The sequence below is a fragment of the Nocardioides lianchengensis genome, assembly GCF_900101465.1.
Lineage (GTDB): Bacteria > Actinomycetota > Actinomycetes > Propionibacteriales > Nocardioidaceae > Nocardioides > Nocardioides lianchengensis.
Genome location: NZ_FMZM01000002.1, coordinates 16,677 through 41,464, shown reverse-complemented (window position 1 = coordinate 41,464; position 24,788 = coordinate 16,677). Strand labels below are relative to the sequence as shown.

The following is a 24,788-nucleotide window of genomic DNA, read 5'->3' as shown; positions in this document are numbered from 1 at the left end:
AGTGGCCGTCGTCACATGGCAAGCGGTTGCCATGTGTTGCCAGAACCGGTCGGTGTCTTAGTGGGCGTCCTCCGCGGCGGCCCGCGCCAGCCGGACCAGCGTCTCGTCGACGGCCTTCTGGGTGCGGCCGCCGAAGAGCGCGCGCATCACCGGACGCAGCAGCCGGGGGTAGTGGGTGAGGTCCCAGGACTCCGTCACCCGGGTGCCGCCGTCGACCGGCGCCAGCTCGTAGCGCCAACGGTGCAGCCCCAGGTGCCGCCAGGCGATCAGCCGGTCCTCCTCGAACTCCACGACCCGGTTCTTGATCTTGTACGGCGCGCCCTGCTTCATGCTCATCCCGAACTCGGCGTCCAGGCTCAGCCGCTCCGGACCGGAGACGATCCCCTGCACGGTGCCCGACCCGTCGATCCGGGCGTGCTGGCGCGGGTCGGCGAGGATCGCGAAGACGACGCTCGGCGGAGCCGGGATGACGGCGGTGGCAGTGATGACGTCGGAGGACATGCCCCGACACTAAGGGCCGGGTCCGAACCTGTTCGAGGCTACGAACCGTTAACCGGGACCCGTGGCTAGGCTGCGGACGGCGTACGACGGAGGCCCCGGCCGACTTGGTACGCCGATCGGCGCGGCGCTAGGTTGGCGGCACCTGTTTGTGGTCCCGATCACACGGCGCACCACCCCCGCGCCGGTCGGTCGGATCCCGTGAGCGGCCGGACGGCGACCCCGTCAGGCCGGTGACCTCGAAGGAGCGCGCGTGTCCCAGTCCGACCAGTTCCCAGGGCCTGACCCCACCTCCGGGGAGGGCGCCGGCTTCGGCCCCGACCTCGCGGAGGTCTTCGGCCCCTCCCAGTCCGACGGCGGACCCGAGCTGGTCCAGCTCCTGACGCCCGAGGGCGAGCGGGTGCACCACCCGGAGTTCGACCTCGACTTCTCCGAGGAGCAGCTGCGCGGCTTCTACCGCGACATGGTGCTGACCCGGCGCATCGACGTCGAGGCGACCGCCCTCCAGCGGCACGGCGAGCTCGGCATCTGGGCCCAGCTGCTCGGCCAGGAGGCCGCCCAGATCGGCGCCGGCCGGGCGCTGCGCCGCCAGGACCACGTCTTCCCGACCTACCGCGAGCACGGGGTGGCCTGGTGCCGCGGCATCGACCCGCTCCGGCTGCTCGGGCTCTTCCGCGGCGTTGACCACGGCGACTGGGACCCCGCCGAGTACGGCTTCGGCCTCTACACGATCGTCATCGGCGCGCAGACCCTGCACGCGACCGGCTACGCGATGGGCATGCAGCGCGACGGGGTCGTCGGCACCGGCGACGCCGAGCGCGACGCGGCGGTGATCGCCCACTTCGGCGACGGCGCCTCGTCCCAGGGCGACGTCAACGAGGCCTTCATCTTCGCGGCGTCGTACAACGCGCCGGTGGTGTTCTTCTGCCAGAACAACCAGTGGGCGATCTCCGAGCCGATCGAGCGCCAGTCGCGGATCCCGCTCTACCAGCGCGCGCTCGGCTTCGGCTTCCCCGGCGTGCGCGTCGACGGCAACGACGTGCTCGCGACGTACGCCGTCACCCAGGCCGCGCTCCAGCGCGCCCGCGACGGCCAGGGCCCGACCTTCGTGGAGGCCTACACCTACCGGATGGGCGCCCACACCACGACCGACGACCCGACCCGCTACCGGCTCTCGGCGGACGTCGAGAGCTGGAAGCTGAAGGACCCGATCGCCCGGCTGGAGGCCTACCTCAAGCGCAACGGGCTGGCCGACGCGGCGTACTTCGAGGAGCTCGACGACGAGGCGGCCCGGCTCGGCGCGACCCTGCGCGAGGGCTGCAAGGCGCTGCCCGAGCCGCGGATCCTCGACACCTTCGAGCACGTGTACGCCGAGCAGACCGCGGAGCTGGCCGAGCAGCGGGCGGGCTACGCCGCCTACCTGGAGTCGTTCGAGACCGAGGGGAGTCACGCATGAATCACCCCACTCGATTCTCTGCCTCCCCCGCTTCGCTCCTCCGTCAGACAATCGATCGGGGACCCCGATGAGCACCAGGATCACCCTGGCCAAGGGCCTCAACATGGGCCTGCGCAAGGCGATGGAGGACGACCCCAAGGTCCTCGTCATGGGGGAGGACGTCGGCAAGCTCGGCGGCGTCTTCCGGATCACCGACGGGCTGCAGAAGGACTTCGGCGAGGACCGGGTCATCGACTCGCCGCTGGCCGAGTCCGGCATCGTCGGCACCGCCGTCGGCCTGGCCCTGCGGGGCTACCGGCCGGTGGTCGAGATCCAGTTCGACGGGTTCGTCTACCCGGCCTACGACCAGATCGTCTGCCAGGTCGCCAAGATGCACTTCCGCAGCAAGGGCCGCTCGAAGATGCCGATGGTCATCCGGATCCCCTTCGGGGGCGGCATCGGCGCGGTCGAGCACCACAGCGAGTCCCCGGAGGCGCAGTTCGCGCACACGCCGGGGCTGAAGGTCGTGGCCTGCTCCAACCCGGTCGACGGCTACTGGATGCTCCAGCAGGCCATCGCCTCCGACGACCCCGTGGTGTTCCTCGAGCCGAAGCGGCAGTACCACGCCGACAAGGCCGACCTCGACGAGTCGGCGACCCCCGAGCCGCTGTTCACCTCGCGCGTCGTCCGCCCCGGCACCGACCTCACGCTGCTGGCCTACGGGCCGACGGTGAAGACCGCGATGCGGGCCGCCGAGGCCGCGGCCACCGAGGGCCGCTCGGTCGAGGTGATCGACCTGCGCACCCTCTCGCCGCTCGACATGGACCCCGTGCTCGACTCCGTACGACGTACCGGCCGCGCGGTCGTCTGCCACGAGGCCCACGTCAACCTCGGGATGGGCGCCGAGCTCTCGGCGCGGATCACCGAGCAGTGCTTCTACTCGCTCGAGGCGCCGGTGCTGCGGGTCGGCGGGTTCGACACGCCGTACCCCGCCTCGCGGATCGAGGAGGACTTCCTGCCCGACCTCGACCGGGTGCTGGACGCCGTCGACCGCTCCCTCGATTTCTAGGCTTGGAGTTCTGATGGCCGAGTACAAGCTGCCTGACGTCGGCGAGGGCCTCACCGAGGCCGAGATCGTGGCGTGGAAGGTCAAGGTCGGCGACGTCATCGCCGTCAACGACGTCGTGGTCGAGATCGAGACCGCGAAGTCCCTCGTCGAGCTGCCCTCGCCGTACGCCGGCACGGTGACGGCGCTGCTCGTCGCCGAGGGCGAGACCGTCCAGGTCGGCACCCCGATCATCGCGGTCGGGACCCCGGACCTCGAGATCGACCTGTCCAACCCGGCCGCCAGCGGCGGTGGGGAGGGCGAGAGCCTGGTCGGGCGCAACAAGGCCGAGGGCGGGGTGACCCGGCGGGCGCGCAAGGTGGCCTCCGGCGCCGCGGCCGCGGCCGCGCAGACCCAGGCCTCCTTCGAGCCCGGGCCCGCGCCCGTGGTCGAGGTCGAGGACCCCGGCCCGGCCGTGCCCGCGACGTCCGCCGCGACCGCGCCGGCGGCCGTGCGGGCCCTCGCCAAGCCGCCGGTGCGCAAGCTGGCCAAGGACCTCGGCGTCGACCTGGCGTCGTGCGCGGCGTCCGGCCCGCTCGGCACCGTCACCCGCGCCGACGTCGAGGCCGCCGCATCCGCCACCCCGGTGGTCGAGGAGGTCGCGCAGCGACCGTCTCGAAACCCCCGGGGTGACGAGCGCGAGACCCGCGAGCCGATCAAGGGCGTCCGCAAGATGATGGGCCAGGCGATGGTGCAGTCCGCCTTCACCGTCCCGCACGTCACCGAGTGGGTCACCGTCGACGTCACGCCGACCATGCAGCTGGTCGAGCGGCTGCGCGCGCACCGCGAGCTGCGCGACGTGAAGGTCTCGCCGCTGCTGGTGCTGGCCAAGGCGGTGCTGCTGGCGGCACGCCGTACGCCCGAGATCAACTCGTTCTGGGACGAGGTGGCCGGCGAGGTCGTGTTCAAGCACTACGTCAACCTCGGCATCGCGGCCGCGACCCCGCGCGGCCTGGTCGTGCCCAACGTCAAGGACGCGCAGGACCTGTCCCTGGCCGACCTGGCCCGCGCGCTCACCGACCTCACGGTCACGGCCCGCGAGGGCCGCACGCAGCCGGGCGAGATGAGCGGCGGCACGTTCACGATCACCAACGTCGGCCCGTTCGGCGTCGACGGCGGCACCCCGATCATCAACCCGGGGGAGTCGGCCATCCTCTGCTTCGGGGCGATCAAGAAGCAGCCGTGGGTGGTCTCTTCCGGCGGCACCGACGAGATCGTGGTCCGCCAGGTCTGCACGCTGGCGCTCTCGTTCGACCACCGCCACATCGACGGCGAGAAGGGCTCGCGGTTCCTGGCCGACGTCGCGGCGATCATGGCCGACCCGGCGAGCGCGCTGCTCTTCTGAGAGGTCTGCCGAACCTCACCCCGGCCGGGGGCGTGAACCGCCGCCGGCCGGGGTAGACAGCACGCGTGAGCACGCCCGGCATCCCCGCACCCGGCGACAGCCTGGGCCCCTACCAGGTCGGTCGCCGCCTCGGTGGCGGCGGCATGGGCGTCGTCTTCGAGGCCCTCGACACCCAGCTGCAGCGCCAGGTCGCGCTGAAGGTGATCTCGCCGCACCTCGCCGACGACCCGGCGTTCCGCGAGCGGTTCGTGCGCGAGGCGCGCGGCCAGGCGTCCCTGGACTCCCCGCACGTCGTCTCGGTGCACGCCTTCGGCGAGCAGGACGGCCGGCTCTACATCGCCAGCCAGCTGGTCCCCGACGGCGACCTCCGCGCCCTCCTCGAGCAGTACGGCGCCCCGCCGCTCGACGTCGCCCTCGACCTGATCGGCCAGGTCGCCTCCGGGCTCGCCGACGCCCACGAGGCCGGCCTGGCCCACCGCGACATCAAGCCGGCCAACGTGCTGCTGCGCCGCCGCGGCTCCGACTGGCACGCCTACCTGGCCGACTTCGGGATCGCCCGCCAGGTCGGCGTGGAGCAGCAGCTCACCAACACCGCGGTCGGCACCCCGTCGTACATGGCGCCCGAGCTGCACACCGGCTCGGCGCCGGGGCTGGCCTCCGACGTCTACTCGCTCGGCTGCGTGCTCTGGGCGACGCTCACCGGCGCGGCGCCGTACGCCGGGACCACCGACTTCCAGGTCGTCTCCGCCCACCTCGAGGACCCGATCCCGCAGCTGCCGCCGGGCGGCCCGCGCGAGGCCGAGGTCAACCGGGTGCTGCGCACCGCGCTGGCCAAGAACCCGGCCGACCGCTACCCGACCGCCGCCGCGATGCGCGACGACCTGCGCCGGGTCCGGGCGATGCCCGCCGGCCCGCCGCCGCGGGGCTCGCGTCCGGGCGGCCCGCCCACCGGTCCGCTGACGCCGCGCCCGGTCGGACCGCCTTCCGGTCCGGCCCGGTCCGGGCGCCGGGTCGGCCTGATCGCCGCGGCCGTCGTGGTGCTGCTCGCGGCGGCCGGCGCCGGTACGGCGTACGCGCTGACCCGGGACGGCGACGAGCCGAAGCAGGCGTCCGCGGAGTCGAGCGCCTCGGAGGACCCCACGCCGTCGGAGGAGCCCACGCCCAGCCCGACGCCCACCCCGACCCCGACCCCGAGCCCCACCCCGACGCCGACCACGGAGGCACCGGCCACCGACGGCGGCGGGCGGTCGGGTCCGGAGAAGCGCGCGATCAAGGAGTTCACTGACCAGCTGCTCGCCACCGGTGCGGCCAACGAGGAGGACTCGCGCTGCATCTCCGCGGCCCTGGTCGACGACATCGGCTTCGACGAGATGGTCGAGATGGGGCTGTTCACGGCCGAGGGCAAGCTGCTCCCCGCGGGCATCGTCAGCAACCCCGACATGGTCCAGCAGATCACCGATGCCGCGGTCGGCTGCCTGATGCCGTCCTAGGTCCCGTCCTCGGGCCTCAGGGGCGCGGTGACTGCGGGTGCGTGATGGCGTCCGTGCCGCCGTCGACCATCAGCACCACGCCGACCACCAGCGACGCCGCGTCGGAGAGTAGGAAGCCGATGGCCGCGGCGACCTCCTCGGGACGGCCGGGCCGGCCGAGGGCGGTCGGGTAGGTGTCGGCGAACGGGCCGAAGACCGGGTCGGCCCGCAGCTGCTCGGTCATCGGGGTGGCGATGAGGCCGGGCGCCACGGCGTTCAGGCGGATGCCGGCGCCGGCCCACTCGGCGGTGACGCCGTGCGTGCGGGCCCACCACGCGAGCGCGCCCTTGGTCGCCGGGTAGACCATCACCGCGTCGATCCCCGCCACCCGCTCGCGCGCGGTCGCCTCGTCGGCGCCCAGCAGCATCTCGGCCAGCCCGGTGTCCCAGCCCGGCTGGCAGGTCATCGAGTTGGAGGCCAGCAGGACGACCCCCGCGCCCCCGGCCGCGGCCAGCTGCGGACGCAGCCCCTCGACGAGCGCGACCGCGCCGTAGTAGTTCACCGACACGACCAGCTGCGGGTCGACGCCCGTGAACCCCCCGATCCCCGCCGCCGGCACCAGCCCGTGCACCACGTCGGTCAGCGCCTGGACCCCGGCCACCGCCTCGGCCCGGCCGGCAGCAGTGGACAGATCGGCGACCACGTCGGCGTCGCGTTGGTCGACGGTGATCACCCGCCCGCCCTGCTCGCGCAGCAGGGCGGCGGTGGCCGCCCCGATCCCCGAGGCGGCCCCGGTCACGACGTACGTCTTCACGAGCCGAAACTGTAACGTGTTCTAACGACGCTGACCCGTCACTCAATGACCAGATTTCGCGGCGAGTCGGTCAGCGATCGACGGTTCGATGGAGCGACGTACGACGTCCGATGGTCGAACCGTCAATCCCGCCGCGACACGCCGCAAAAGAAGGTCATTCAGTGACGGGTCGGCGTAGGAGCTGGGTCTCCTCCTCGGCGGTCAGGCCGGTGACGGGGGCGTCGGGGGTGGCGCGCAGCCAGGCCAGGGTGTCGCGGGCGGTGTCGGCGAGCGGGCGGATCCGCAGACCGGCGTCGAGCGAGGGGGTGACGTCGTGGGCGAGCATGCCGTCGTACGCCGGGCGGGGCAGCCAGAGCGGGACGGACCGCGGACCGGACCAGGGCTCGACGCCCTGCGCCTCGAGCGCGTCCTGGGACACCCACGTCCAGATCGGGTCGGCGTCGCAGCCGGCCGCGACCTCGGCCAGCAGCTCGGAGAGGGGTCGGGCGGGGCCGACGCCGTCGTAGGCACCGGTACGACGGGTCTCGCAGCTGTCGACGACCCAGTCGGCGAGGTCGCGCACGTCGACCACCTGGACGACGTCGCCGGGGTCGCCGGGCGCGAGGACCTCCGCGGGTCCGGACCCGAGCCGGGCCGGCCAGTAGCTGAACCGCCCGGTCGGGTCGCCGGGTCCGACGATCAGCCCGGGCCGGACCACCATCGAGGACGCGGCGCCGGCGGCGACGATCTCCTCGCAGGCCACCTTCATCGGTCCGTAGGCCTCCGGGTCGATGGCCAGGTCGACGTCGTCGGGCTGCGGCGCGCGGAGCGGGAGCGTGCCGGGCCGGCCACCGGGGGTGGACTCGTCCTCGTAGACGTTGATCGTCGAGACGAAGACCCAGTGCGCGTCGGGCAGCCGCTCGACGGCGGCCCGGACCCACGACGGCTGGCGGGCCACGTCGACCACGGCGTCGAAGCCGGTCAGCTCGTCCGGCAGCGGTCCGGTGCGGTCGGTCTCCACGAGTCGCGCGCCGTCGGGGACGGAGCCCGACGTACCGCGGCAGGCGCAGACGACGTCGTGGCCCCGTCGTACCGCCTCCGCGGCGACCGCGCGCGAGAGGAACACCGAGCCGCCCAGCACCAGGATCCGCATGCGAACGACCCTCCCCCGGGCAGAGGGCCGCGACAACCCTCTTCTGCTGTGGACGGAATCGCCGAGTCGGCGCGGGCGGGTCAGTCGCGGGGTGGGGTGGTCTCGCCGAGGAGCCAGGCGTCGAACAGGTCGGTGAGCTCCTCGCCGGTCTCCTCCTCGACCCAGGCGAGGTAGTCCTCGCGGCCGGTGCTGAGGTTGTCGCGGGCGGCCGGCCAGGCACGGACCATCGACCAGAACCTCTCCTCGCCGATCCGCTCGCGGACCTCCTGCCACATCAGGGCCGGGCCGTAATAGATGTTCGAGGCGCCGAACTGGTCGGGGTCGAAGTCGGCGGGCGGGCCGGACTCGGCGCGGAAGTCCTCCTCGTACGGCGCCCACTCGTCCATCACGTCGGTGACCGGGACGCCGGCGTCGTCGGCCTCCCAGGCGCCCTGGAGGTACATGGCCATGCCCTCGTTCATCCACACGTCGCGCCAGTCGCGCGGCGTGACCTGGTCGCCGTACCAGTGGTGCGCCATCTCGTGGACCAGCACGGCGGGCGAGGTGGCGTACTCGGTGTCGCCGAGCGTGATCATGGTCTGGGTCTCCATGCCGCTCTCGGAGTCGACGATGACGATGCCGAGGGTGTCGAACGGGTAGGGCCCGAGCCTCTCCTCCAGCCAGGCGAGCCCGGCCGGGGTCTCCTGCAGCTTCTCGATGTACTCCGGCTCGTCGGAGGGCGTCCAGTAGGTGATGGGCACGCCCGAGGCCGACTCGTCCTCGGTCATCGTGAAGTCGCCCGTCGCGACGGTGACGAGGTACGACGCCGCCGGCTCCGCGAGGTGCCAGCGCGTCTCGGTGACGCCGTCGGCGTCGGTGCGGGAGAGCAGCTCGCCGTTGGCGACGCCGGACCAGGGCGACGGCACGGTGATGGTGAAGTCGTAGAGGGCCTTGTCGGAGGGCTGATCGTTGACGGCGTACCAGGTGTAGGCGCCGAACGGCTCCTGCATGGTCCAGGTCTCGCCGTCGTCGGTGATCGTCCAGCCGGTGGTGCTGAAGTCGCTGCGCTGGGTGGGGGCGGGCGCGGGGGTGGGCGTGCCGGCGTACGAGAGGGTCAGCTCGTGGCGGGCGTCCTCCTCGACGGGCGCGAGGACCACCAGGTCCTTGCCGTCGTGCTCGACCTCGACCGGCTCGCCGTCGAGCAGCACGTCGCCCACCTCCAGCGGCTCGCCGAGGTCGAGCTGGAACCGCTCGGCCGTCGCGGTCGCCCGGAAGGTGAGCACCTCCTCGCCGGTGAGCACCGACGTCGCGGGGTCCCAGTCGAGGGTCAGGTCGTAGTGGAGTGCGTCGACGCCGGGGTCGCCGACCTCGGGGTAGAGCGGGTCCTCGACCGGCTCGCTGAGGGCCAGGTCGAGATCGGCCTCGGGCGTGTCGTCGGTGCCGGTGTCGGTGTCGGTGCCGGTGGTCGGCTCCGAGGAGCTGGTCGGGTCCTGGTCGGCCTCGCCCTCCCAGGTCCCGTCGCTGCACCCGCCGGCCAGCACGGCCAGCGCGGTCAGCGCGGCGGCGCCGGCGGCCAGCCGGACGCGGGCGGTCACTCCTGCCCCCGCAGCAGCGGGCGGGCCAGCTTGCGGCCGTGGTGGATCTGGGCCTTGACGGTGCCGAGCGGGGCGCCGACCAGCCGGGCGATCTCGTCGTACGGGAGGCCGTAGACGTCGCGCAGCAGGAGCGGCTCCACGAACTGGGGGTGGTCGCGCTCGATGGTCTCCATCGCCTCGAGCAGGTCGAGGCGGGTGCCGGCGATGACGCTGGTGGTGCGGGGGTCGGGCCGTTCGAGGGGCCCGTGGTCGTGCGGGTCGGTGGCGACGGCCTGGTTCTTCATCCGGCGGTACGTCGACCGCGCGCTGTTCACCGCGACCACGTGCATCCAGGTGGTGAACCGGCCCTGGCCGTTCCAGCCGCCGATCTTGGTGGCGACGTTGATCATCGCCTCCTGGCAGGCGTCCTCGGCGTCCGGCGTATAGGGCAGCACACCGCGACACACGTTGAGCGCCCGCGGGCGGACCGCGGCGAGCAGATCCTCCAGGGCGTCGCGGTCACCGTCTCGGGCCCGACGGGCGAGGTCGTCGATCTCGTCGGGCCCGAGAGGTGTCTCCGTCATGCGCACATCATCCCTGGTGGGGGCTACTTCACCTCGGAGCGCAGCACCGCCCAGATCCCGATCGTCAGCGGCAGCACCAGCCAGACCGCGCCGGTGACCGCCAGTTGCGCCCACTGCTGGCCGCTGACCGAGCCCTCGAAGAGCGGGCCCTGGGCGAAGTTGAAGTCGATCCAGGCCTGCTTGTCGGCGAACCACTTCTGGGTCTCGCCGAGCACCAGGGTGACGGTCGGGAGCACCAGCGAGTAGACGAAGTAGGCCACGATCGCGCCGGGGCTGTTGCGGATCAGCACGCCGAGCATGAAGCCGACGGCCATCCCGATCAGGTTGCCGAGCACGATCAGCGCGAACTCCTGCGCCGAGATGTTCCAGACCAGGTCGGTGCCGTTGATCGCCGACCCGACGACGTTGCCGAGGCCGCCGATGCCGAGGGCCAGGACCATGGAGACGACGCCGACGATGCCGGCGACGATCGCCTTGGCCCGCAGCACCCGGCCCCGGTGGGGCACCAGCGTGTACGACGTCAGTCCGGTGCGCTGGCTCCACTCGCTCGTCACCGAGAGGATCGCCACCATCGGCAGCACGATGGCCATCGGGAAGCCGATGGCGCTCGCGAACGCCTCGAAGTCGACCTCGGAGTCGGGCGCGAAGAGGATGACCGCGGCGGTGGCGAGCGTGGCCAGGATGCCGATGCTGGCGATCAGCCAGAAGCCGGACCGGGTGTCGAAGGACTTGCGGGCCTCGACGTGCACCAGGCGCGCGGTGGGGATGGGCGTGATGGTGCGGGCGGGGGCGGTGAGCGTGCTCATCAGGAGTTTCCTTCGCGCTGGGTGTCGGAGGTGAGCTCGAGGAACATCTCCTCGAGGCCCGCGCCGTCGGCGGCGCGCAGCTCGACGAGCGGGATGCCCGCCTCGTGCGCGACCTTGCCGACGACCTCGGGGTCGGCGTCGACGCGCAGCACGTCCGAGCCGCCGGTGGCGCCGCTGAGGACCGGGTTGAGCCCGGAGGCGGTGAGGGCGGTGGCCAGGTCGTCGACCACCCGGGTGCGGACCAGGGTGCCGGCGCTGGCCAGCAGCTCGGCCTTGGTGCCGTCGGCGACGATCCGGCCCTGGCCGATGACGACCAGGTCGTCGGCGATGACCTCGATCTCGTGCAGCAGGTGGCTGGAGAGCAGGACGGTCCCGCCCTGGTCGGCGTACCCGCGCAGCAGGTCGCGCATCCAGCGGATGCCGGCCGGGTCGAGGCCGTTGGCCGGCTCGTCGAGGATCAGCACCTCGGGGTCGCCGAGCAGGGCGGTGGCGATGCCGAGCCGCTGCCGCATGCCGAGCGAGTAGTTGCGGACCCGGCGACCGGCCTCGGTGGGGGTCAGGCTGACCCGGTCGAGCATCTCGTCGACCCGGCGCTTGGGCAGGCCCATGGTCAGGGCCGCGACGGTGAGGATCTCCCGGCCGGTGCGGCCCGCGTGCTGGGCGGAGGCGTCGAGCAGGACGCCGACCTCCAGACCGGGGTTGGGCAGGTCGGCGAAGCTCCGACCGGCGATGGTCGCGGTCCCGGAGTCGGTGGGGGTGAGCCCCACCATGATCCGCATGGTGGTGGACTTCCCGGCGCCGTTGGGCCCGAGGAAGCCGGTGACGCGCCCGGAGCGCGCCGTGAAGCTGACGTCGTCGACGGCGGTGAAGGCGCCGTACTTCTTGGTGAGGTTCTCGACCTGGATCATGGACCTCAGCCTGCTGGCGGTCCGACCCCTGCCGCATCGGGGAGGAACGCTGGCCCGACCCCGGCGCGAACCCTGGCTCGGTCTCAGGGGCCTTCTCAGGGTTCGCCCATAATGGCGCGGTGTCCATGCCCAGCCGCCTCGGCCGCTACGCCGTGCGCCGCCGGATCGGTGCGGGCGGGTTCGCGACCGTGTGGCTGGTCTACGACGAGCAGCTGGACGCGCCGGTCGCGGTGAAGGTGCTGGCCGACAACTGGACCGAGGACCACCAGGTACGGCGCCGCTTCCTCGAGGAGGGCCGCTACCTGCGGCGGGTCGAGTCGCCGCACGTCGTCCAGGTCTTCGACGCCGGCGAGCTCGAGGACGGCCGGCCCTACCTGGTGATGACCTACGCCGACCAGGGCACCCTCGCCGACCGGCTCGAGGTCGAGGGCCTGGCCGCCGGTCAGGCGCTGGAGGTGGTCCGCCAGGTCGGGGCCGGGCTCGCCGCCCTGCACCGCAACGACATCCTGCACCGCGACGTGAAGCCGGCGAACGTGCTGTTCCGCAGCGTCGACGGGACGGTCCGCGCGATGGTCGCCGACCTCGGGCTGGGCAAGGCGCTCGACGTGTCGTCGCGGCTGACCATGGTCGCGGGCACCCCGTCGTTCGTGGCGCCCGAGCAGGCGGCCGCCGAGTCGCTGGACGCCCGGGCCGACCAGTACTCCCTCGGCGCGCTGACCTACCTGCTGCTGACGGGGCGGGCGCCGTACACGCACGCGACGCTGAGCGCCGCCGCCAGCCCGGTGCCGCCCCCGCCGCTGTCCACCGACGAGCGGCCCTACGACGACGCGGTCGACGCCGTCGTACGACGGGCGCTGGCGGTCGACCGCGAGGAGCGCTGGCCCGACGTCGCGTCGTACGTCGACGCGCTGGCCGCGGCGCTCGGCCCGGAGGCGACCGCCGCCACCCCCGCGCCGTGGCTGCCGATCGACCCCGAGCTCACCCAGCCCGGGGCCCGCCCGGCCCCCGCGACCGACGTCGCGGCGGCCCCCGAGCCGTCCGTCCCCGCCCGGTCGTCCTCGGCTCGGCGCCCGCTCCGGGTGCTGGCCGCCGTGGTGGCCGGACTCGTCGTGCTGGGAGCGGGAGCGACCGGCGGCTGGATCTGGCAGCAGAGCCGCCCCGATCCCGACGTCACCGTCTCCGACGACGACGGCACCTTCGAGGTCACCGTGCCCGCGGCCTGGGACGCCGCGGTGGCGACCGGGGCCTGGGCGCCGCCGGGCGGCGACGACCAGGGCGAGCAGCCCGCCCTCTCCGTCGGCACCGCCCGCGACTGGAACGACCCCGACGGCGACGATCAGGGCGTGTTCGTCGGCGTCCTCGCCGGCACCGAGCTGCCCGAGCAGCTGCCCCAGCACCCCGAGTGCGGCCGGGCCGGCCCGCACTCCGACGACGTCCAGGACGGCGACGCCGTACGGACGGTCGTCTTCGGGGACTGCCCCGGCGGCCTCACCGTCGAGCGGGTCGTCCAGGTCACCGCCGACCAGCTGGTCTGGATCCAGGTCCGCAGCCACGACCGGGCCACCGCCAACCGGGTGCTCGACTCGGTGGCGGTGTACGGGATGTGAGGCGGGGCGCGAGGCCGGGTGAGAGTTTCATCGGCTAGCCGATGAAACTTTGCGGCGGCGGCCGGCGGCGGGCGGCCGCCCGGGTCAGCCGAGGCGCAGCGAGTCGCTGACCCGCGTCAGCAGGTCCTGCAGGCCGTCCCGGTCCGCCTCGCGACCCACGGCCGCGACCGCCGCGGTCGCCCCGCTGTCGCCGAGGACCAGGAAGCGCTCCATCGACACCCGGCGGTAGCCGCCCTGCAGGTACGTCGCCACGAAGCGGTCGTCGCCCTGGGTCTCGATCACCAGGTTCTCGAGCTGCTCGTTGGCCTCGGCGTCGCGCAGGGCGTTGATCCGGTTCATCACCTCGACCCGCTGCGAGCTCAGCCCGCCCAGGCCGGTCACCCGGAGCTGGTAGGTGTTCGTGGCGCTCCGGTCGGCGGTGAAGATCGCGTTCGGCAGGTCGCCGCCGCGACTCCAGCCCTCCGGGACCCCGAACTCGAGGCGCTTGCCGTTGGCCCGCAGCTTGGCGGCCTCCAGCGGCAGCCCCGTCGCCAGCGGGGCGTCGTCGGGGTCGGGCTCGACGTCGTACTCGGTGACCGGGTACGACGGCGACGCGGCCGGGACGGGCGCCGCGACCGAGATGGTGAGCGGGGCGTCGGTCTGCAGGGCGCTGACGCCGTACCCGCCGGCGACGCCCGCGATCGCGAGGACCGCGAAGGCCCCCAGCGCGCGCACAGACATGGCGGACACCGTAGTGGGTGCCGTGGGGTCAGCCGCCCGTGGGTCGCCGCAGCAGCGCGGGCAGCCAGACGTCGTCGAGGAGCAGCTCGACGGCGGGACCGCGCAGCGGCGCGGCGGTGTGGACGAGCTCCGAGGTCATCAGGGCGTGGCCCAGGTTCTGCACGAGGGCGGGGGGTCGGGCGGTGAGCTCGCCCCTGCCCAGAGCGGCGTCGACGATGGCCACGATCGGGGACGGGACCTCGGGCCCGGTGAGCGAGCTGGTGCGGTCGGCCCGTTCCAGCAGCACCCCGCGGACGGCCTCCCCGAACGGGCCGTCGTAGAACGCCTCCAGGCCGCGGAGGAAGCCCAGCAGGTCGGAGCGGAGGTCGCCGGACGTCGCGACGACCTCGTCGGCCGAGCGCAGGGCCCGCACGAGCATCTCCTGGGCGAGCTGGATCCGGTTCTCCCACCGTCGGTAGACCACGTTCTTCGCCGTGCCGCAGCGGGCGGCGACGCCGGCGATCGTGAAGCTCGACCACCCGTGCTCGCCGAGCTCGGCCCACGCGGCGTCGAGGATCGCCTGCTCGAGGACGGCGCCCCGGCGTCGCGTCCTCACCTGGTCCACGGGGGCGTCCACGGAGGCGATTGTCGCGCATCAGCGACGTGCCAGAGACGTCTAGCCCGGAGATAAGACACTGCCAGTGTCCTATTGACGCGACGAGAGAGGCCGTCCTACGGTGACGACCGCCACATTGAAACCTTTCATCACCCCGGGGGACCGATGACCAGAACTCCTGCACCTCGGCGGCTCGGCCGCCTTCCAGCGGTCGCGGCGACCGCGCTGGCCGTCGCTGCCTCGGCCGCCCTCGCCGTACCGGTCACGGCGACCGTGGGCCCCGCGGCCTCCGCGGCCGTCGCTGCCCCGACCGCCGCCCCGACGACGGGGACACCGGCGCTGACCGCGGCGACGTACGCCGACCCGCCGACCAGCGTGCGGCCGATGTACCGCTACTGGATGCCGCTGGCCTACACCGACGACGAGGTGCTGCGCCAGGAGCTCCGGGACATGGCGGCCTCGGGCGCCGGCGGGGTGGAGATCGCGCCGTTCGGCGTCCCCGGCGCGGGCAACCAGACCAACGCCTTCCTCCAGCAGTACGGCTGGGGCACGCCGGCCTGGGCGCACAAGATGGAGGTCATCACCGCCGAGGCGGCGGAGCTCGGCCTGGTGGTGGACCAGAACCTGGGCCCGCAGTACCCGCCCACGGTCCCGACCCTGAACAGCTTCAACCAGCGCGAGGCCGAGCAGAAGCTGATCTTCGGCCGCGAGTTCAACCCGGCCGGCTCCACCCGCAGCGGTGCGCTGCCGGCGCCGACGGTGGCCCCGCCCAACGTCACCACCCAGCTGTGCGGTCCGGCAGCCCCGGGCGACGAGGTGCTGAAGGTGAACAGCCTCGGCGGCTACGCCCCGGGCGACACGGTCACCGTGGGAGCCGGCGGGACCGCCGAGAAGGTGGTCGTGAGCGCTCTCGGCGACCGTACGGCGACCTGCGCCGACCTGTCGGTCTCGCCGCTCCGCAACGCGCACGCCGTCGCGGAGGCCGTCGTCACCGTGGCCCGCACCACCCGCCTCAAGACGCTGGTCGCCCAGTGCGCGGCCGCGTGCGACGCGACCACCCCGGCGCCGGTCCAGCTGGTCCCGTCGTCGGTCACCGACGTCACCGCCCAGGTCAGCGGCGGACGCCTGGACCACACCTTCCCGACCGGCAACGGCAACCCCTGGGTGGTCATCGACCTCGTCCAGACGGCCTCCGGCCTGGTCGCCCAGCGCAACGGCTACACCGCGACCCAGCCCAACTACGTCCCGGACCACTGGAGTCGCGGCGGCGTGCAGATCCAGACCAACTTCTGGGACGAGCACATCCTCACCCCGAAGGTCCGGGCCAACCTGCGCAAGATCGGCAGCGGCGCCGTCTTCGAGGACTCCCTCGAGCTCGGTGAGACCCAGAAGTGGACCTGGGGCCTCCTGCAGCAGTTCGAGAAGCGCCGCGGCTACGACCCGACCACCCTGCTGCCGGCCCTCGCCGGCGCCGGGATCCAGGGCAGCGGCACCCCCGCCTTCGAGCTCGCCGGGATCGGCGCGCAGGTGCGCGAGGACTACCGCCAGACCCTGAGCGACCTCTACGTCGAGCGCTACGTCGCGCCGATGCAGGAGTGGGCCGAGGGCCACGGGCTGAACTACCGGGCGCAGTCGTACGGCGTCCCGATCTCGACCAGCGCCGCCGGAGCGGTCGCCGGGATCCCCGAGGGCGAGTCCCTGAACTTCTGGAACGGCACCCTCGGCGCCGAGCAGAACTACCGGGCGGTCTCGTCGGGTGCGCACCTGAGCGGCAAGAACGTCGTCTCGGTCGAGTGCTGCGCGGTGTTCCAGGGCGGCTACCGCTCGAGCCTGGCCGGGCCCTACGTCGGCGGCCAGTTCGGCCAGGGCGGCGACGGCACCCAGGTCGGCGGCAAGTACTCGCAGGGCCTGCTCGACAGCATCTACACGTCGTACGCCGGGGGCGTGAACCAGCTCGTCTGGCACGGCTACGCCTACCGCGACGCTCCGGTCGGCGTCGGCACCAGCGGCCGCGACGGCTCCTGGCCCGGCTACCACCCGTGGGACATCTTCGGCGCGATCAGCGTCAACGACGAGTTCGGACCGCGGCAGGCCAGCTGGCCCGACTACGCCCCGGTCAACGACTCGCTGGCCCGCGACCAGCTGGTCCTGCGCCAGGGTCGCGCGACGGTCGACCTCGGCGTCTACTACGAGGACCTCGGCCTCGCCGGGGCCAGCGTCGGCACCCAGCAGCCCGTCCAGCACCTGCTCGGCACCGGCTCGGCCACCTCGAAGGCCGGCTACACCTACGAGTACGTCGCGCCCGACTTCCTGGCCGACCCGGAGCTCGAGGTCGAGGCCGACGGCGGGCTCTTCGCCGACCGGTCCGACCACGCGGCGCTGCTGCTGAACAACCAGACGACGCTGTCGGTCGCCACCGCCGAGCGCCTCCGCGACCTGGCCGCGGACGGCCTGCGGGTCTTCCTCGTCGGCGGCCTGCCGACCACCACCACCGGCGCGAGGCCGGGCGGTGCCGCGCTCGCCACGGTCGTCGACCAGCTGCTCGCGCAGCCGACGGTCGAGCACGTGGCCGACGAGGCCGAGCTCCCGGCCGCCCTGGTGGCCGCCGGCATCCGGCCGACCGTCACCCCCGAGGAGCCGACCGCGGCCCTCGGCCTGGTCCGTCGGGAGGCGGACGGGGTCAGCTACGACTTCGTCCACAACCGGTCCGGCGAGACCGTCGAGCAGCGCCTCACCCTCACGGGGACGGGCCGCCCGTACCTGCTGGACAGCTGGACCGGCGAGATCACCCCGATCGCGGAGTACACGACCGGCGACGGCACCGTGACGGTCCCGGTCGAGATCGCGCCGTACGACAAGGTGGTCGTCGCCCTCGCCGGTACGACGGCCGCACCGGCCCCGGCTCCGGCCGTCCACGCCGTCGACAGCACCGGCGACGTCCGCGCCGCCGGTGACGCCCTGACCCTGCGGGCCGGTGCCGACGGCCAGTACGTCACCCGGCTCAGCAACGGCGCCACCCGCACGACCGCGGTGAGCGGCCTGGCCGCCGCGCGGGGCCTGGACACCTGGTCGCTCGTGGCCCAGACCTGGACCCCGGGCGCCCAGCAGTGGACGACGGTCAAGACCGACCAGGCCGCGGTCGGCCTGAGCGCTCGCGAGGACGGCACCCTGCCCTCCTGGCGCGACGTCACCTCTCCCGTCGACCTGAGTCAGTCGTCCGGGGTCGGCACCTACACGACCACGGTGGAGCTGCCGGCGACCTGGAAGGCGGCCACCGACGGCGCCTACCTGGCGCTCGGCGCGGTCCTCGACTCCGCGTCGGTCACGGTCAATGGCACCTCGGTCGTCGTCGACCAGGCCGACCGGGACCGGATCGACCTCGGCAAGAACCTGCGCCCGGGGACGAACACGATCGTGGTCCGGGTGGCGACGACGATGTTCAACGCGGTTCGCAAGTCGGGCGACAGCAACTACCAGCTGCCGGCCTGGCAGGAGGCGGGCCTCCGCGGCCCGGTCGTGCTGTCGCCGTACCGCGACACGGCGATCCCCGTGTCCACGACGCCGCCGACGCCCCCGGTCCCGCCGTCCCAGCCGGCGAAGGCGACCACGACGAAGCTGGCGGTGACGCCGAAGCGGGTCACCGCAGGCAAGCGGGCGGTCGCCACGGTCACCGTCTCCTCGCGGGCGAGCGGCCAGGTCCGCATCCGGGTGGACGGCAAGGTCGTCCGCACGGTCACCGTGACCCGGGGTCGGGCCCGGGTGAGCCTGCCGCGGCTGCGGGTCGGGCGGCACCGGGTCCGGGCCGAGTTCCTCGGCACGACCGCGTGGAAGCCGTCCGCGTCGAAGCGGGTGGTCGTGAAGGTGGTGCGCAAGCGGCGGTGACGTAGGAGAGGGTGAGGGCGGTGCGATCCGACGGGTCGCACCGCCCTCGCGCGTCCATGGGGGGTGGTCGGGTTCGGCGACGGCGTGCCGCTGCCCTAGCGTCGGCCCCATGACGAGCCTGCTGCTGCGCGACGCGCGCCTGGTCCCGGTCGAGGCCGGCCACCGGGTGCCCGACGCGCCCGTCGACGTCCTGGTCGAGCACGGCACCGTGACCGCGGTCGGTCCGGGGCTGGCTCGCCCGGACGGCGTGGAGGAGGTCGACGGCGGGGGCCGGTGGCTGGTGCCGGGGCTGTGGGACGCCCACGTGCACATGGCGCAGTGGACCCTCGCCTCGCAGCGGCTCGACCTGGCCGCGGTCCGGACGCCGGAGGAGATCCTGGCCCGGGTGACGGAGTGGATCGCCGACTACCCCGGGTTCCCGGTCATCGGCTGGGGCCACCGCTCCGGCGCCTGGGAGCGCGACGTCACCGTCTCCGAGCTGGACGCGGTCTCCGGCGACACGGCCGTGGTGCTGATCAGCGGCGACGGGCACCACGCCTGGCTCAACACCACCGCGCTGATGCACCTGGCCATGCCGGTGCGCGACTCGGTCGTCCGCGAGACGGAGTGGTTCGCGGCGTACCCCCGGCTGGCCACCCTGGTCGGCAACGACGGCACCTCGCCCGAGGCCTACCGGCGCACCCTCGACCACGCCGCGTCGATGGGCATCGTCGGGTTCACCGACTTCGAGTTCGGCGCCAGCCGGGCCGACTGGCTGGAGCGCTGGTCGCAGGGCTGCGACACGCTTCGGGTGCGGTGGGCGACGTACGCCGACACGCTCGAGGACGTGATCGCGGCCGGGCTGCGCACCGGCGACCCGCTGCTGGGTCCTCCTCTGGGCGACGACCGGCTGACGATGGGCCCGCTGAAGATCATCAGCGACGGCTCGCTCAACACCCGCACGGCCTGGTGCTGCCAGCCGTACGCCGACGCTCACCGCCTGGAGTACCCCGCCGGTCAGCCCAACCAGCCGCCCGAGGAGCTGCGCCGGCTGCTCGCCCGCGCCCACGGCGCCGGGCTGGAGATCGCCACCCACGCGATCGGCGACGCGGCGGTGGCCGACGCGCTGGCGGCGTACGCCGAGACGGGCGCGCGCGGCTCGATCGAGCACGCCCAGCTGGTCGGCCGCGACGACGTACGGCGGATGGCCGGGCTGGGCATCCGCGGCAGCGTCCAGCCCGCCCACCTCCTTGACGACCGGGACCTGACCGAGAAGGTCTGGCCGGACCGCACCGAGCGCTGCTTCGCATTCCGCTGGATGCTCGACGACGGGGTGACCCTGGCCCTCGGGTCGGACGCGCCGGTCTCGCCGCTCGACCCCTGGCTGGCCATGGCCGCGGCCGTGCACCGCAGCGCCGACGAGCGCGAGGCCTGGCACGGCGAGCAGGCCCTCACCGCCCGCGAGACCCTCGCCGCGTCGGTCGACGGCCAGCCCACCGTGGCGGTCGGCTCCCGCGGCGACCTGGTCCTCCTCGACGCCGACCCGCTCGCGCCCGCGGCCTCGGCCGCCGACGCCGCCACGGTCCTGCGCAACATGTCCGTCGCGCTAACCGTCGTGGCGGGGCGGGTCGTGCATCACTCCGCGTAGTCACCACCCGGCAGGTCGAAGAACTCCTCCAGGGTGCCGGTGCCGGTGCGGGTCAGCTCGGCGGCCAGCCGGCGGCCGACGTACCGCAGGTGCCAGGGCTCGGGGCCGTAGCCGGTGATCGCCTGGTCGGCCTCGGTGTAGCGCAGCCAGAACCCGAAGCGGGCGGCGTGCTCGCGCACCCAGCGGCCGGCGTCGGTGTCGCCGAAGCAGGCCTCGATCCGGCACTCCGGATGGGCGGGGGTGTCGACGTCGACGGCCAGGCCGGTCTGGTGCTCGCTGTGCCCGGGTCGGGCCGACCAGCGGTCGGCGAGCTCCGGCCCGTCGCGGGCGACGATGCCGTCGTACACGCCGCGTTGGTACGACGGCGAGCGGTAGGCGCTCGCCACGTGCAGCTCGATCCCGTCGTCGGCGGCCGCGTCGAGCAGCGCCTGCAGGTCCGCCGCCGCGGCCCGGGCGACCAGGTGCTGGTCGACGACGACCAGGTCCGGCTCGAAGTCGGCGGGCGTCATCGGGAGCCGCTTGTTCACCACGACCCAGGGGCTCGACGGGTCGGTCGTCGAGCGCGCGGCGCGGTCGAAGGACGGGGGCGGGACGACGGCGGTGAGCAGGCTCAGCAGGGCAGCGATGAAGGAGGCGAACACACTCGGGGACTGTCCGGTCGGCCGGTCGCGATGACCGGCGACCGGGTGAGCAAACCCACCTGCGTCCGCCTGTCACGGACCGCCGGGTGCCGGACACTTCGAGGTGTGGATCGGGTGGACGAGCTGTACCGGCGGCACGGGCCGGTGGTCTTCCGCTACGCCCGCAGCCGGCTCGACACCGAGGACGCGCACGACGTGACGGCCGAGGTGTTCGTGGTCGCGCTGCGGCGGTGGCGGGAGGTCCCCGAGCACGAGCTGGCCTGGCTGCTGGGCGTCGCCCGCCGCGTCATCGCCAACCACGTGCGCTCCGCGCGTCGTCGTACGGCGCTGGGAGAGCGGTTGCGCGCGCAGCGGACCCCGGAGGCGGTCGACCCGGCCCGGTCGGTGGACCGCACCGATGCGCTGCGGCGGGCCGTCGCCACCCTCGGGCCGCGCGACCAGGAGGTCGTCGGCCTGCTGCTGGCCGCCGACCTCGACCAGCGCGACCTGGCCGCCGCCCTCGGCTGCAGCCCGAACACCGCCTCGGCCCGCGCCTCGCGGGCCCGCCGCCGGCTCCGGGACGCGCTGGCCGCCCAGGACTCCGAGCACGACGACGACACCGAAGGGGTGTTCTCCCGATGAGCGACGACCTGCAGGACCTCCGGACCGTGCTGCGCTCCGTGGACGCCGAGCTCGACCACGCCCGCGTGCTGCGGACCGTGCACGCGTCCCGCCGTACGACGCGGTGGGTGCCGCTCGCCGCGGCCGCCGCGGTGGCCTGCGTGCTGCTGGCCTCGGTCGGCACGCTCGCCTGGGTGACCTCTCGCGACGAGCCGGTCCCGGCGGTGCAGCCGGCGACGACGGCACCGCTGCCCGACCCGCAGACGCTGGCGGAGCGGGTCCGGGTGGCGATCTCGGCCGGCACCGCCTGCACCCGGATCGAGCAGCACGGTCGAGTGGTTATGGAGCAGCTCCGCCGGGTCGGCGCGGACGGTCCGACCGTGCTCCTCGCGAGCCCCGGGTCGGACCGGTGGCCGCTGTGTGCCCCGGACCGGGCCCCCACGCCCCGCGCGCTCGACGACGTGCCCTCCGGCAGCGCCACCCGGGCCCCCTCGCCGGACCTGAAGGTCGCCACGACGCGCGACCTGCTGGGGCCGCTGGCCGAGCGGGCGCCGGCCGTCTCGGTGGCCCGCGACGTCGCGGGCGACCTGGTCCTGCGGGTGCGCACCGCACGGCTGCGGTACGACTACCGGCTCGACGCCGCGGACCGCCCGGTCGCCGTCCGGGTCCGGCCGCTGGACGCGGCCGGGCCGGTCCTCGACGCCACGGTCGGCTGGGGCTAGCCCGCGAGCGCCGCGAGCACCAGGTCGGCCGTCTCGCGCTGGCCGACGGCCAGCGGGTGCAGGGCCAGGCCGACGCCGGGCGTGGTCTGCACGCCGTTGACCCAGGGATCGTCGGAGCACACGTCGTGGCCGGCGCTGGCGTCGTACAGGTCGACGTAGGTGACGCCCGCGGCCTCCGCGGCCGCCTGCTGGACGGTGTGCAGCCGCTCGTTGAGCGCGGCCAGCGCGGGGGCGTCGGCGGCGGCCACGGGGAGCAGATCGGGGCAGTCGGCGTCGGGCGCGATGATCTGCGGGTAGCCGACGACCACGACCTGCGCCTCGGGCGCCCGCTCGGCGATCGCGGCGACGGCCGCGGTGAGGTGGCCGCCGACCTCGTCGATCGCGGCCTCCAGGGGAGCCCCGCACGCGGGGGCGGAGGCGCCGGTGGTCGCGCAGCCGATCAGGCGCGAGAAGACGGCGCCGTCGTTGCCGCCCATCCCGATCGTCACCAGCTCGGCGTCCGCGGTGACCGCGTCCAGCTGGGGCGGCGCCTCGCCGGTGCTGGTGCCCTGGGCGGTCCGCAGGTTGTCGGTGGTGGCGCCCGCGCAGCTGACATCGTTCAGCGTGTAGCCCAGCTCCGCCGCCACCAGGGCCGGGTAGTTGGCCGGCGAGCGCAGGCAGCCGTCGGTCGCGGCGTCGTCGGTGATGAGCGGCGCGGCGGTGTAGGAGTCCCCGAGGGCGACGTACGTCGGCCCTGCGGGCTCGGTGGTCGTGCTCCCGGTGGGGGACGGCGCGGTCTCGGGGGTGTCGGTGTCCGCGGACGACCCGTCGTCGCTGCACGCGGCCAGCGCCAGCACCAGCAGACCCCCGGCCAGCAGCCGCCTCACAGCAGCTCCAGCAGCAGGTCGGCGACGGCCTGCTCGTAGGCGCGGAACGGGTGGTAGGCCATGGCGGCTCCCTCGTCGGTGGTCCGCCCGTTGATCCACGGGTCGGTGGAGCAGATGTCGTGCCCGGCGCTGGCGGCCCAGGTGTCGACGTACTCGAGCCCGGCCTTCGCGGCCGCGTCCTGCACGGTGAGCGTGAGGCCCTGGTTGAGCCGGTAGGCCCAGGCCCGGTCGCCCAGGCCGAGCGGCAGGTCGCCGCAGCCGCCCTCGGACGGGACGATCTGCGGGTAGCCCACCACCACCACCCGCGCCTCGGGCGCGCGCTCGCGGACCGCGGCGAAGGCGTCGACGAGCCGCGTGTTCAGGCGGGCCAGCCGGGTGCTCACCGGGTCGCCGCCGGAAGCCTCGGCCGTGGCGCAGGGGGCGCCGGTGGGGTCGGCGACGGCGAGCTGCTGGCAGACCCCGAGCAGCGATCCCGCGATCTGGTCGTCGTTGCCGCCGATGCTCACCGTCACTAGGTCGGTGTCGGCGTCGAGCGCGTCCAGCTGCGGGGCGTGGATGTCCGCCCCGATCGTCTGCGGCGTGGTCAGGTGGACGGTGCCGGCGCCCGAGCAGCTCACGTCGGTGAGCTCCACGTCGTCCCGGGCCGCCGCGACCAGCGACGGGTAGTTGCTCCCCGAGCGCAGGCAGCCGCCGGCCGGGTCGGCCGGCGGGATGAACGGTCCCGCGGTGAAGGAGTCGCCGAGGGCGACGTACTCGAGCGCCTCGGGCTCCTCCTGCTCGCTGCCGCTGCCGCAGCCCGTGAGGGCCGCGAGGGCCAGGACCCCGCACACGAGCGGTCTCGCGAGCGCCGGGAGCCGTCGGGACATGCGGCAACGGTACGGATCGGGTACCACCCGGCGGTGAGCACACCCGAGGAGAAGAGCGGATCCGAGGAGCAGGACGGTCAGGAGTCCCTGCTGACCGTGCTGGTCGCCCTGGCCGCCAACGGGCTGCTCGCCGTGGCCAAGTCGGTGGCCGCGGTGCTGACCGGGTCCGCGGCGATGGTCGCGGAGGCGGCGCACTCGTGGGCCGACACCGGCAACGAGGTCTTCCTGCTGGTCGCCGAGCGGACCGGTCGCCGGCCACGCGACGAGGAGCACCCGCGCGGCTACGGGCGCTCGACGTACATCTGGTCGTTGGTGGCGGCCTTCGGTCTCTTCTCGGCCGGCGCCGTGGTGTCGGTGTGGCACGGCGTCACCGAGCTGCTGGACGAGGAGTCGGGCCCGGAGAGCTACCTGGTCAACTACGTCGTCCTCGCGGTGGCCCTCGTGCTGGAGGGCTCGTCGTTCCTGCAGGCGTCGCGGCAGGTCGGCGGCGCGGCGAAGCGGTGGGGGATGCGCCCGCTGCGTTACGTCAGCCGTACGTCGAACCCCACGCTGCGGGCGGTCTTCTTCGAGGACTCCGCCGCGCTCGTCGGCATCCTGCTCGCGGGCGGCGGCATCGCCCTGCACCAGCTGACCGGGGACCCGGTCTGGGACGCCCTCGGGTCGATCGCGGTCGGCGTGCTGCTGGCCGGGGTGGCGATCTTCCTGATGCGCCGCAACATGGAGTACCTGCTGGGGGAGGGGCTGTCGCCTCAGCTGCGCGCCCGGGTCCTGGCCCGGCTGCTCGAGCACCCCGAGATCGACCGGATCACCTACCTCCACGTCGAGTACGTCGGCCCGCAGCGGGTCTTCGTCGTCGCCGCGGTCGACCTGGTCGGCGACGACACCGAGAACCACCTCGCTCTGCGCTTCCGCCGGGTCGAGGCCGACGTCGAGCAGGACCCGATGATCGAGGACGCGATCCTCACCCTCGCCCCGCCCGACGAGCCCGCCCTCACCCCCTGACCCCCTGTTTC

22 protein-coding genes are annotated in these 24,788 nt (G+C 73.9%); 10 read left to right on the top strand and 12 right to left on the bottom strand.

Features of this window, described 5'->3' with window-relative positions; all coding sequences use genetic code 11:
- Positions 1-57: 57 nt before the first annotated feature.
- Positions 58-501: an SRPBCC family protein gene (locus BLT76_RS03730; RefSeq protein WP_090850953.1), complete on the bottom strand. Its 444-nt coding sequence runs from the start codon at positions 499-501 to the stop codon at positions 58-60.
- Positions 502-751: 250 nt separating this feature from the next.
- Between BLT76_RS03730 and pdhA the strand changes: the two genes are divergently transcribed.
- The 4 genes from pdhA (at position 752) to BLT76_RS03710 (ending at position 5,873) form a co-directional block, all read left to right on the top strand.
- A complete protein-coding gene (pdhA, locus tag BLT76_RS03725) occupies positions 752-1,954 on the top strand; it encodes a pyruvate dehydrogenase (acetyl-transferring) E1 component subunit alpha (protein WP_090850952.1) in 1,203 nt (400 codons plus the stop codon).
- A 67-nt stretch (positions 1,955-2,021) separates the two neighbouring features.
- The gene (locus tag BLT76_RS03720; RefSeq protein ID WP_090850950.1) at positions 2,022-3,002 is read left to right on the top strand and encodes an alpha-ketoacid dehydrogenase subunit beta; all 981 of its coding nucleotides are present in this window, start codon (positions 2,022-2,024) and stop codon (positions 3,000-3,002) included.
- Between the two features lie 13 nt (positions 3,003-3,015).
- On the top strand, positions 3,016-4,383 hold the full coding sequence (locus BLT76_RS03715) for a dihydrolipoamide acetyltransferase family protein (RefSeq protein ID WP_090850948.1): 1,368 nt from the start codon (positions 3,016-3,018) through the stop codon (positions 4,381-4,383).
- Positions 4,384-4,448: 65 nt separating this feature from the next.
- Positions 4,449-5,873, top strand: a complete 1,425-nt coding sequence (locus BLT76_RS03710; protein ID WP_090850946.1) for a serine/threonine-protein kinase — start codon at positions 4,449-4,451, stop codon at positions 5,871-5,873.
- Between the two features lie 16 nt (positions 5,874-5,889).
- Here BLT76_RS03710 and BLT76_RS03705 read toward each other — a convergent pair whose 3' ends face one another.
- From BLT76_RS03705 to BLT76_RS03680, 6 genes are all read right to left on the bottom strand, one after another.
- On the bottom strand, positions 5,890-6,666 hold the full coding sequence (locus BLT76_RS03705; protein WP_090850944.1) for an SDR family oxidoreductase: 777 nt from the start codon (positions 6,664-6,666) through the stop codon (positions 5,890-5,892).
- Positions 6,667-6,820: 154 nt separating this feature from the next.
- Positions 6,821-7,798, bottom strand: a complete 978-nt coding sequence (locus BLT76_RS03700; protein WP_090850942.1) for an NAD-dependent epimerase/dehydratase family protein — start codon at positions 7,796-7,798, stop codon at positions 6,821-6,823.
- Positions 7,799-7,878: 80 nt separating this feature from the next.
- Entirely contained in the window at positions 7,879-9,372 is a 1,494-nt protein-coding gene (locus BLT76_RS03695; RefSeq protein ID WP_090850940.1) for a M1 family metallopeptidase, read from the bottom strand.
- The gene (locus BLT76_RS03690; protein WP_090850938.1) at positions 9,369-9,935 is read right to left on the bottom strand and encodes an RNA polymerase sigma factor; all 567 of its coding nucleotides are present in this window, start codon (positions 9,933-9,935) and stop codon (positions 9,369-9,371) included. The genes BLT76_RS03695 and BLT76_RS03690 overlap by 4 nt, the downstream gene beginning before the upstream one ends.
- A gap of 23 nt (positions 9,936-9,958) precedes the next feature.
- Positions 9,959-10,741 carry an ABC-2 transporter permease gene (locus BLT76_RS03685; RefSeq protein WP_090850936.1) on the bottom strand — a complete coding sequence of 261 codons (783 nt, stop codon included), beginning with the start codon at positions 10,739-10,741 and terminating at the stop codon, positions 9,959-9,961.
- Positions 10,741-11,649: an ABC transporter ATP-binding protein gene (locus BLT76_RS03680; protein ID WP_170866930.1), complete on the bottom strand. Its 909-nt coding sequence runs from the start codon at positions 11,647-11,649 to the stop codon at positions 10,741-10,743. The genes BLT76_RS03685 and BLT76_RS03680 overlap by 1 nt, the downstream gene beginning before the upstream one ends.
- A 125-nt stretch (positions 11,650-11,774) precedes the next feature.
- Here BLT76_RS03680 and BLT76_RS26110 point away from each other — a divergent pair, with 125 nt between their 5' ends.
- Entirely contained in the window at positions 11,775-13,256 is a 1,482-nt protein-coding gene (locus tag BLT76_RS26110) for a serine/threonine-protein kinase (protein ID WP_218856978.1), read from the top strand.
- Between the two features lie 84 nt (positions 13,257-13,340).
- Here the strand turns inward: BLT76_RS26110 and BLT76_RS03670 are convergent, their stop codons facing one another.
- Positions 13,341-13,976 (bottom strand): hypothetical protein, encoded by a 636-nt coding sequence (locus tag BLT76_RS03670; RefSeq protein ID WP_139175402.1) that lies wholly within the window; start codon positions 13,974-13,976, stop codon positions 13,341-13,343.
- A gap of 28 nt (positions 13,977-14,004) precedes the next feature.
- Positions 14,005-14,592, bottom strand: a complete 588-nt coding sequence (locus BLT76_RS03665) for a TetR/AcrR family transcriptional regulator (protein WP_090850932.1) — start codon at positions 14,590-14,592, stop codon at positions 14,005-14,007.
- Between the two features lie 144 nt (positions 14,593-14,736).
- Between BLT76_RS03665 and BLT76_RS03660 the strand changes: the two genes are divergently transcribed.
- Together BLT76_RS03660 and BLT76_RS03655 are read left to right on the top strand one after the other, a co-directional pair.
- A complete protein-coding gene (locus tag BLT76_RS03660; protein WP_139175401.1) occupies positions 14,737-18,453 on the top strand; it encodes a glycosyl hydrolase in 3,717 nt (1,238 codons plus the stop codon).
- Between the two features lie 109 nt (positions 18,454-18,562).
- Complete coding sequence (locus BLT76_RS03655; protein ID WP_090850928.1) at positions 18,563-20,080, top strand: amidohydrolase; 1,518 nt, start codon at positions 18,563-18,565, stop codon at positions 20,078-20,080.
- On the opposite strand, the gene BLT76_RS03650 is transcribed toward BLT76_RS03655, so the two are convergent.
- A complete protein-coding gene (locus BLT76_RS03650; RefSeq protein ID WP_090850926.1) occupies positions 20,068-20,721 on the bottom strand; it encodes a M15 family metallopeptidase in 654 nt (217 codons plus the stop codon). The two genes, BLT76_RS03655 and BLT76_RS03650, sit on opposite strands and share 13 nt — an antisense overlap.
- Before the next feature lie 114 nt (positions 20,722-20,835).
- Here BLT76_RS03650 and BLT76_RS03645 point away from each other — a divergent pair, with 114 nt between their 5' ends.
- Positions 20,836-21,342 (top strand): RNA polymerase sigma factor, encoded by a 507-nt coding sequence (locus BLT76_RS03645; protein WP_170866929.1) that lies wholly within the window; start codon positions 20,836-20,838, stop codon positions 21,340-21,342.
- Entirely contained in the window at positions 21,339-22,043 is a 705-nt protein-coding gene (locus BLT76_RS03640) for a hypothetical protein (RefSeq protein ID WP_090850922.1), read from the top strand. The genes BLT76_RS03645 and BLT76_RS03640 overlap by 4 nt, the downstream gene beginning before the upstream one ends.
- On the opposite strand, the gene BLT76_RS03635 is transcribed toward BLT76_RS03640, so the two are convergent.
- Positions 22,040-22,909, bottom strand: a complete 870-nt coding sequence (locus BLT76_RS03635) for an SGNH/GDSL hydrolase family protein (RefSeq protein WP_170866928.1) — start codon at positions 22,907-22,909, stop codon at positions 22,040-22,042. The two genes, BLT76_RS03640 and BLT76_RS03635, sit on opposite strands and share 4 nt — an antisense overlap.
- Entirely contained in the window at positions 22,906-23,775 is an 870-nt protein-coding gene (locus BLT76_RS03630; protein ID WP_090850919.1) for an SGNH/GDSL hydrolase family protein, read from the bottom strand. The genes BLT76_RS03635 and BLT76_RS03630 overlap by 4 nt, the downstream gene beginning before the upstream one ends.
- Before the next feature lie 33 nt (positions 23,776-23,808).
- Between BLT76_RS03630 and BLT76_RS03625 the strand changes: the two genes are divergently transcribed.
- On the top strand, positions 23,809-24,777 hold the full coding sequence (locus tag BLT76_RS03625) for a cation diffusion facilitator family transporter (RefSeq protein WP_090850917.1): 969 nt from the start codon (positions 23,809-23,811) through the stop codon (positions 24,775-24,777).
- The last annotated feature ends 11 nt before the right edge of the window (positions 24,778-24,788 follow it).

Bases quoted from the DNA above. Each gene is read 5' to 3' on its own strand.
- BLT76_RS03730 (WP_090850953.1), bottom strand. From the start codon at position 501: ATGTCCTCCGACGTCATCACTGCCACCGCCGTCATCCCGGCTCCGCCG.
- BLT76_RS03720 (WP_090850950.1), top strand. From the start codon at position 2,022: ATGAGCACCAGGATCACCCTGGCCAAGGGCCTCAACATGGGCCTGCGC.
- BLT76_RS03715 (WP_090850948.1), top strand. From the start codon at position 3,016: ATGGCCGAGTACAAGCTGCCTGACGTCGGCGAGGGCCTCACCGAGGCC.
- BLT76_RS03700 (WP_090850942.1), bottom strand. From the start codon at position 7,798: ATGCGGATCCTGGTGCTGGGCGGCTCGGTGTTCCTCTCGCGCGCGGTC.
- BLT76_RS03690 (WP_090850938.1), bottom strand. From the start codon at position 9,935: ATGACGGAGACACCTCTCGGGCCCGACGAGATCGACGACCTCGCCCGT.
- BLT76_RS03685 (WP_090850936.1), bottom strand. From the start codon at position 10,741: ATGAGCACGCTCACCGCCCCCGCCCGCACCATCACGCCCATCCCCACC.
- BLT76_RS03680 (WP_170866930.1), bottom strand. From the start codon at position 11,649: ATGATCCAGGTCGAGAACCTCACCAAGAAGTACGGCGCCTTCACCGCC.
- BLT76_RS26110 (WP_218856978.1), top strand. From the start codon at position 11,775: ATGCCCAGCCGCCTCGGCCGCTACGCCGTGCGCCGCCGGATCGGTGCG.
- BLT76_RS03670 (WP_139175402.1), bottom strand. From the start codon at position 13,976: ATGTCTGTGCGCGCGCTGGGGGCCTTCGCGGTCCTCGCGATCGCGGGC.
- BLT76_RS03660 (WP_139175401.1), top strand. From the start codon at position 14,737: ATGACCAGAACTCCTGCACCTCGGCGGCTCGGCCGCCTTCCAGCGGTC.
- BLT76_RS03655 (WP_090850928.1), top strand. From the start codon at position 18,563: ATGACGAGCCTGCTGCTGCGCGACGCGCGCCTGGTCCCGGTCGAGGCC.
- BLT76_RS03640 (WP_090850922.1), top strand. From the start codon at position 21,339: ATGAGCGACGACCTGCAGGACCTCCGGACCGTGCTGCGCTCCGTGGAC.
- BLT76_RS03630 (WP_090850919.1), bottom strand. From the start codon at position 23,775: ATGTCCCGACGGCTCCCGGCGCTCGCGAGACCGCTCGTGTGCGGGGTC.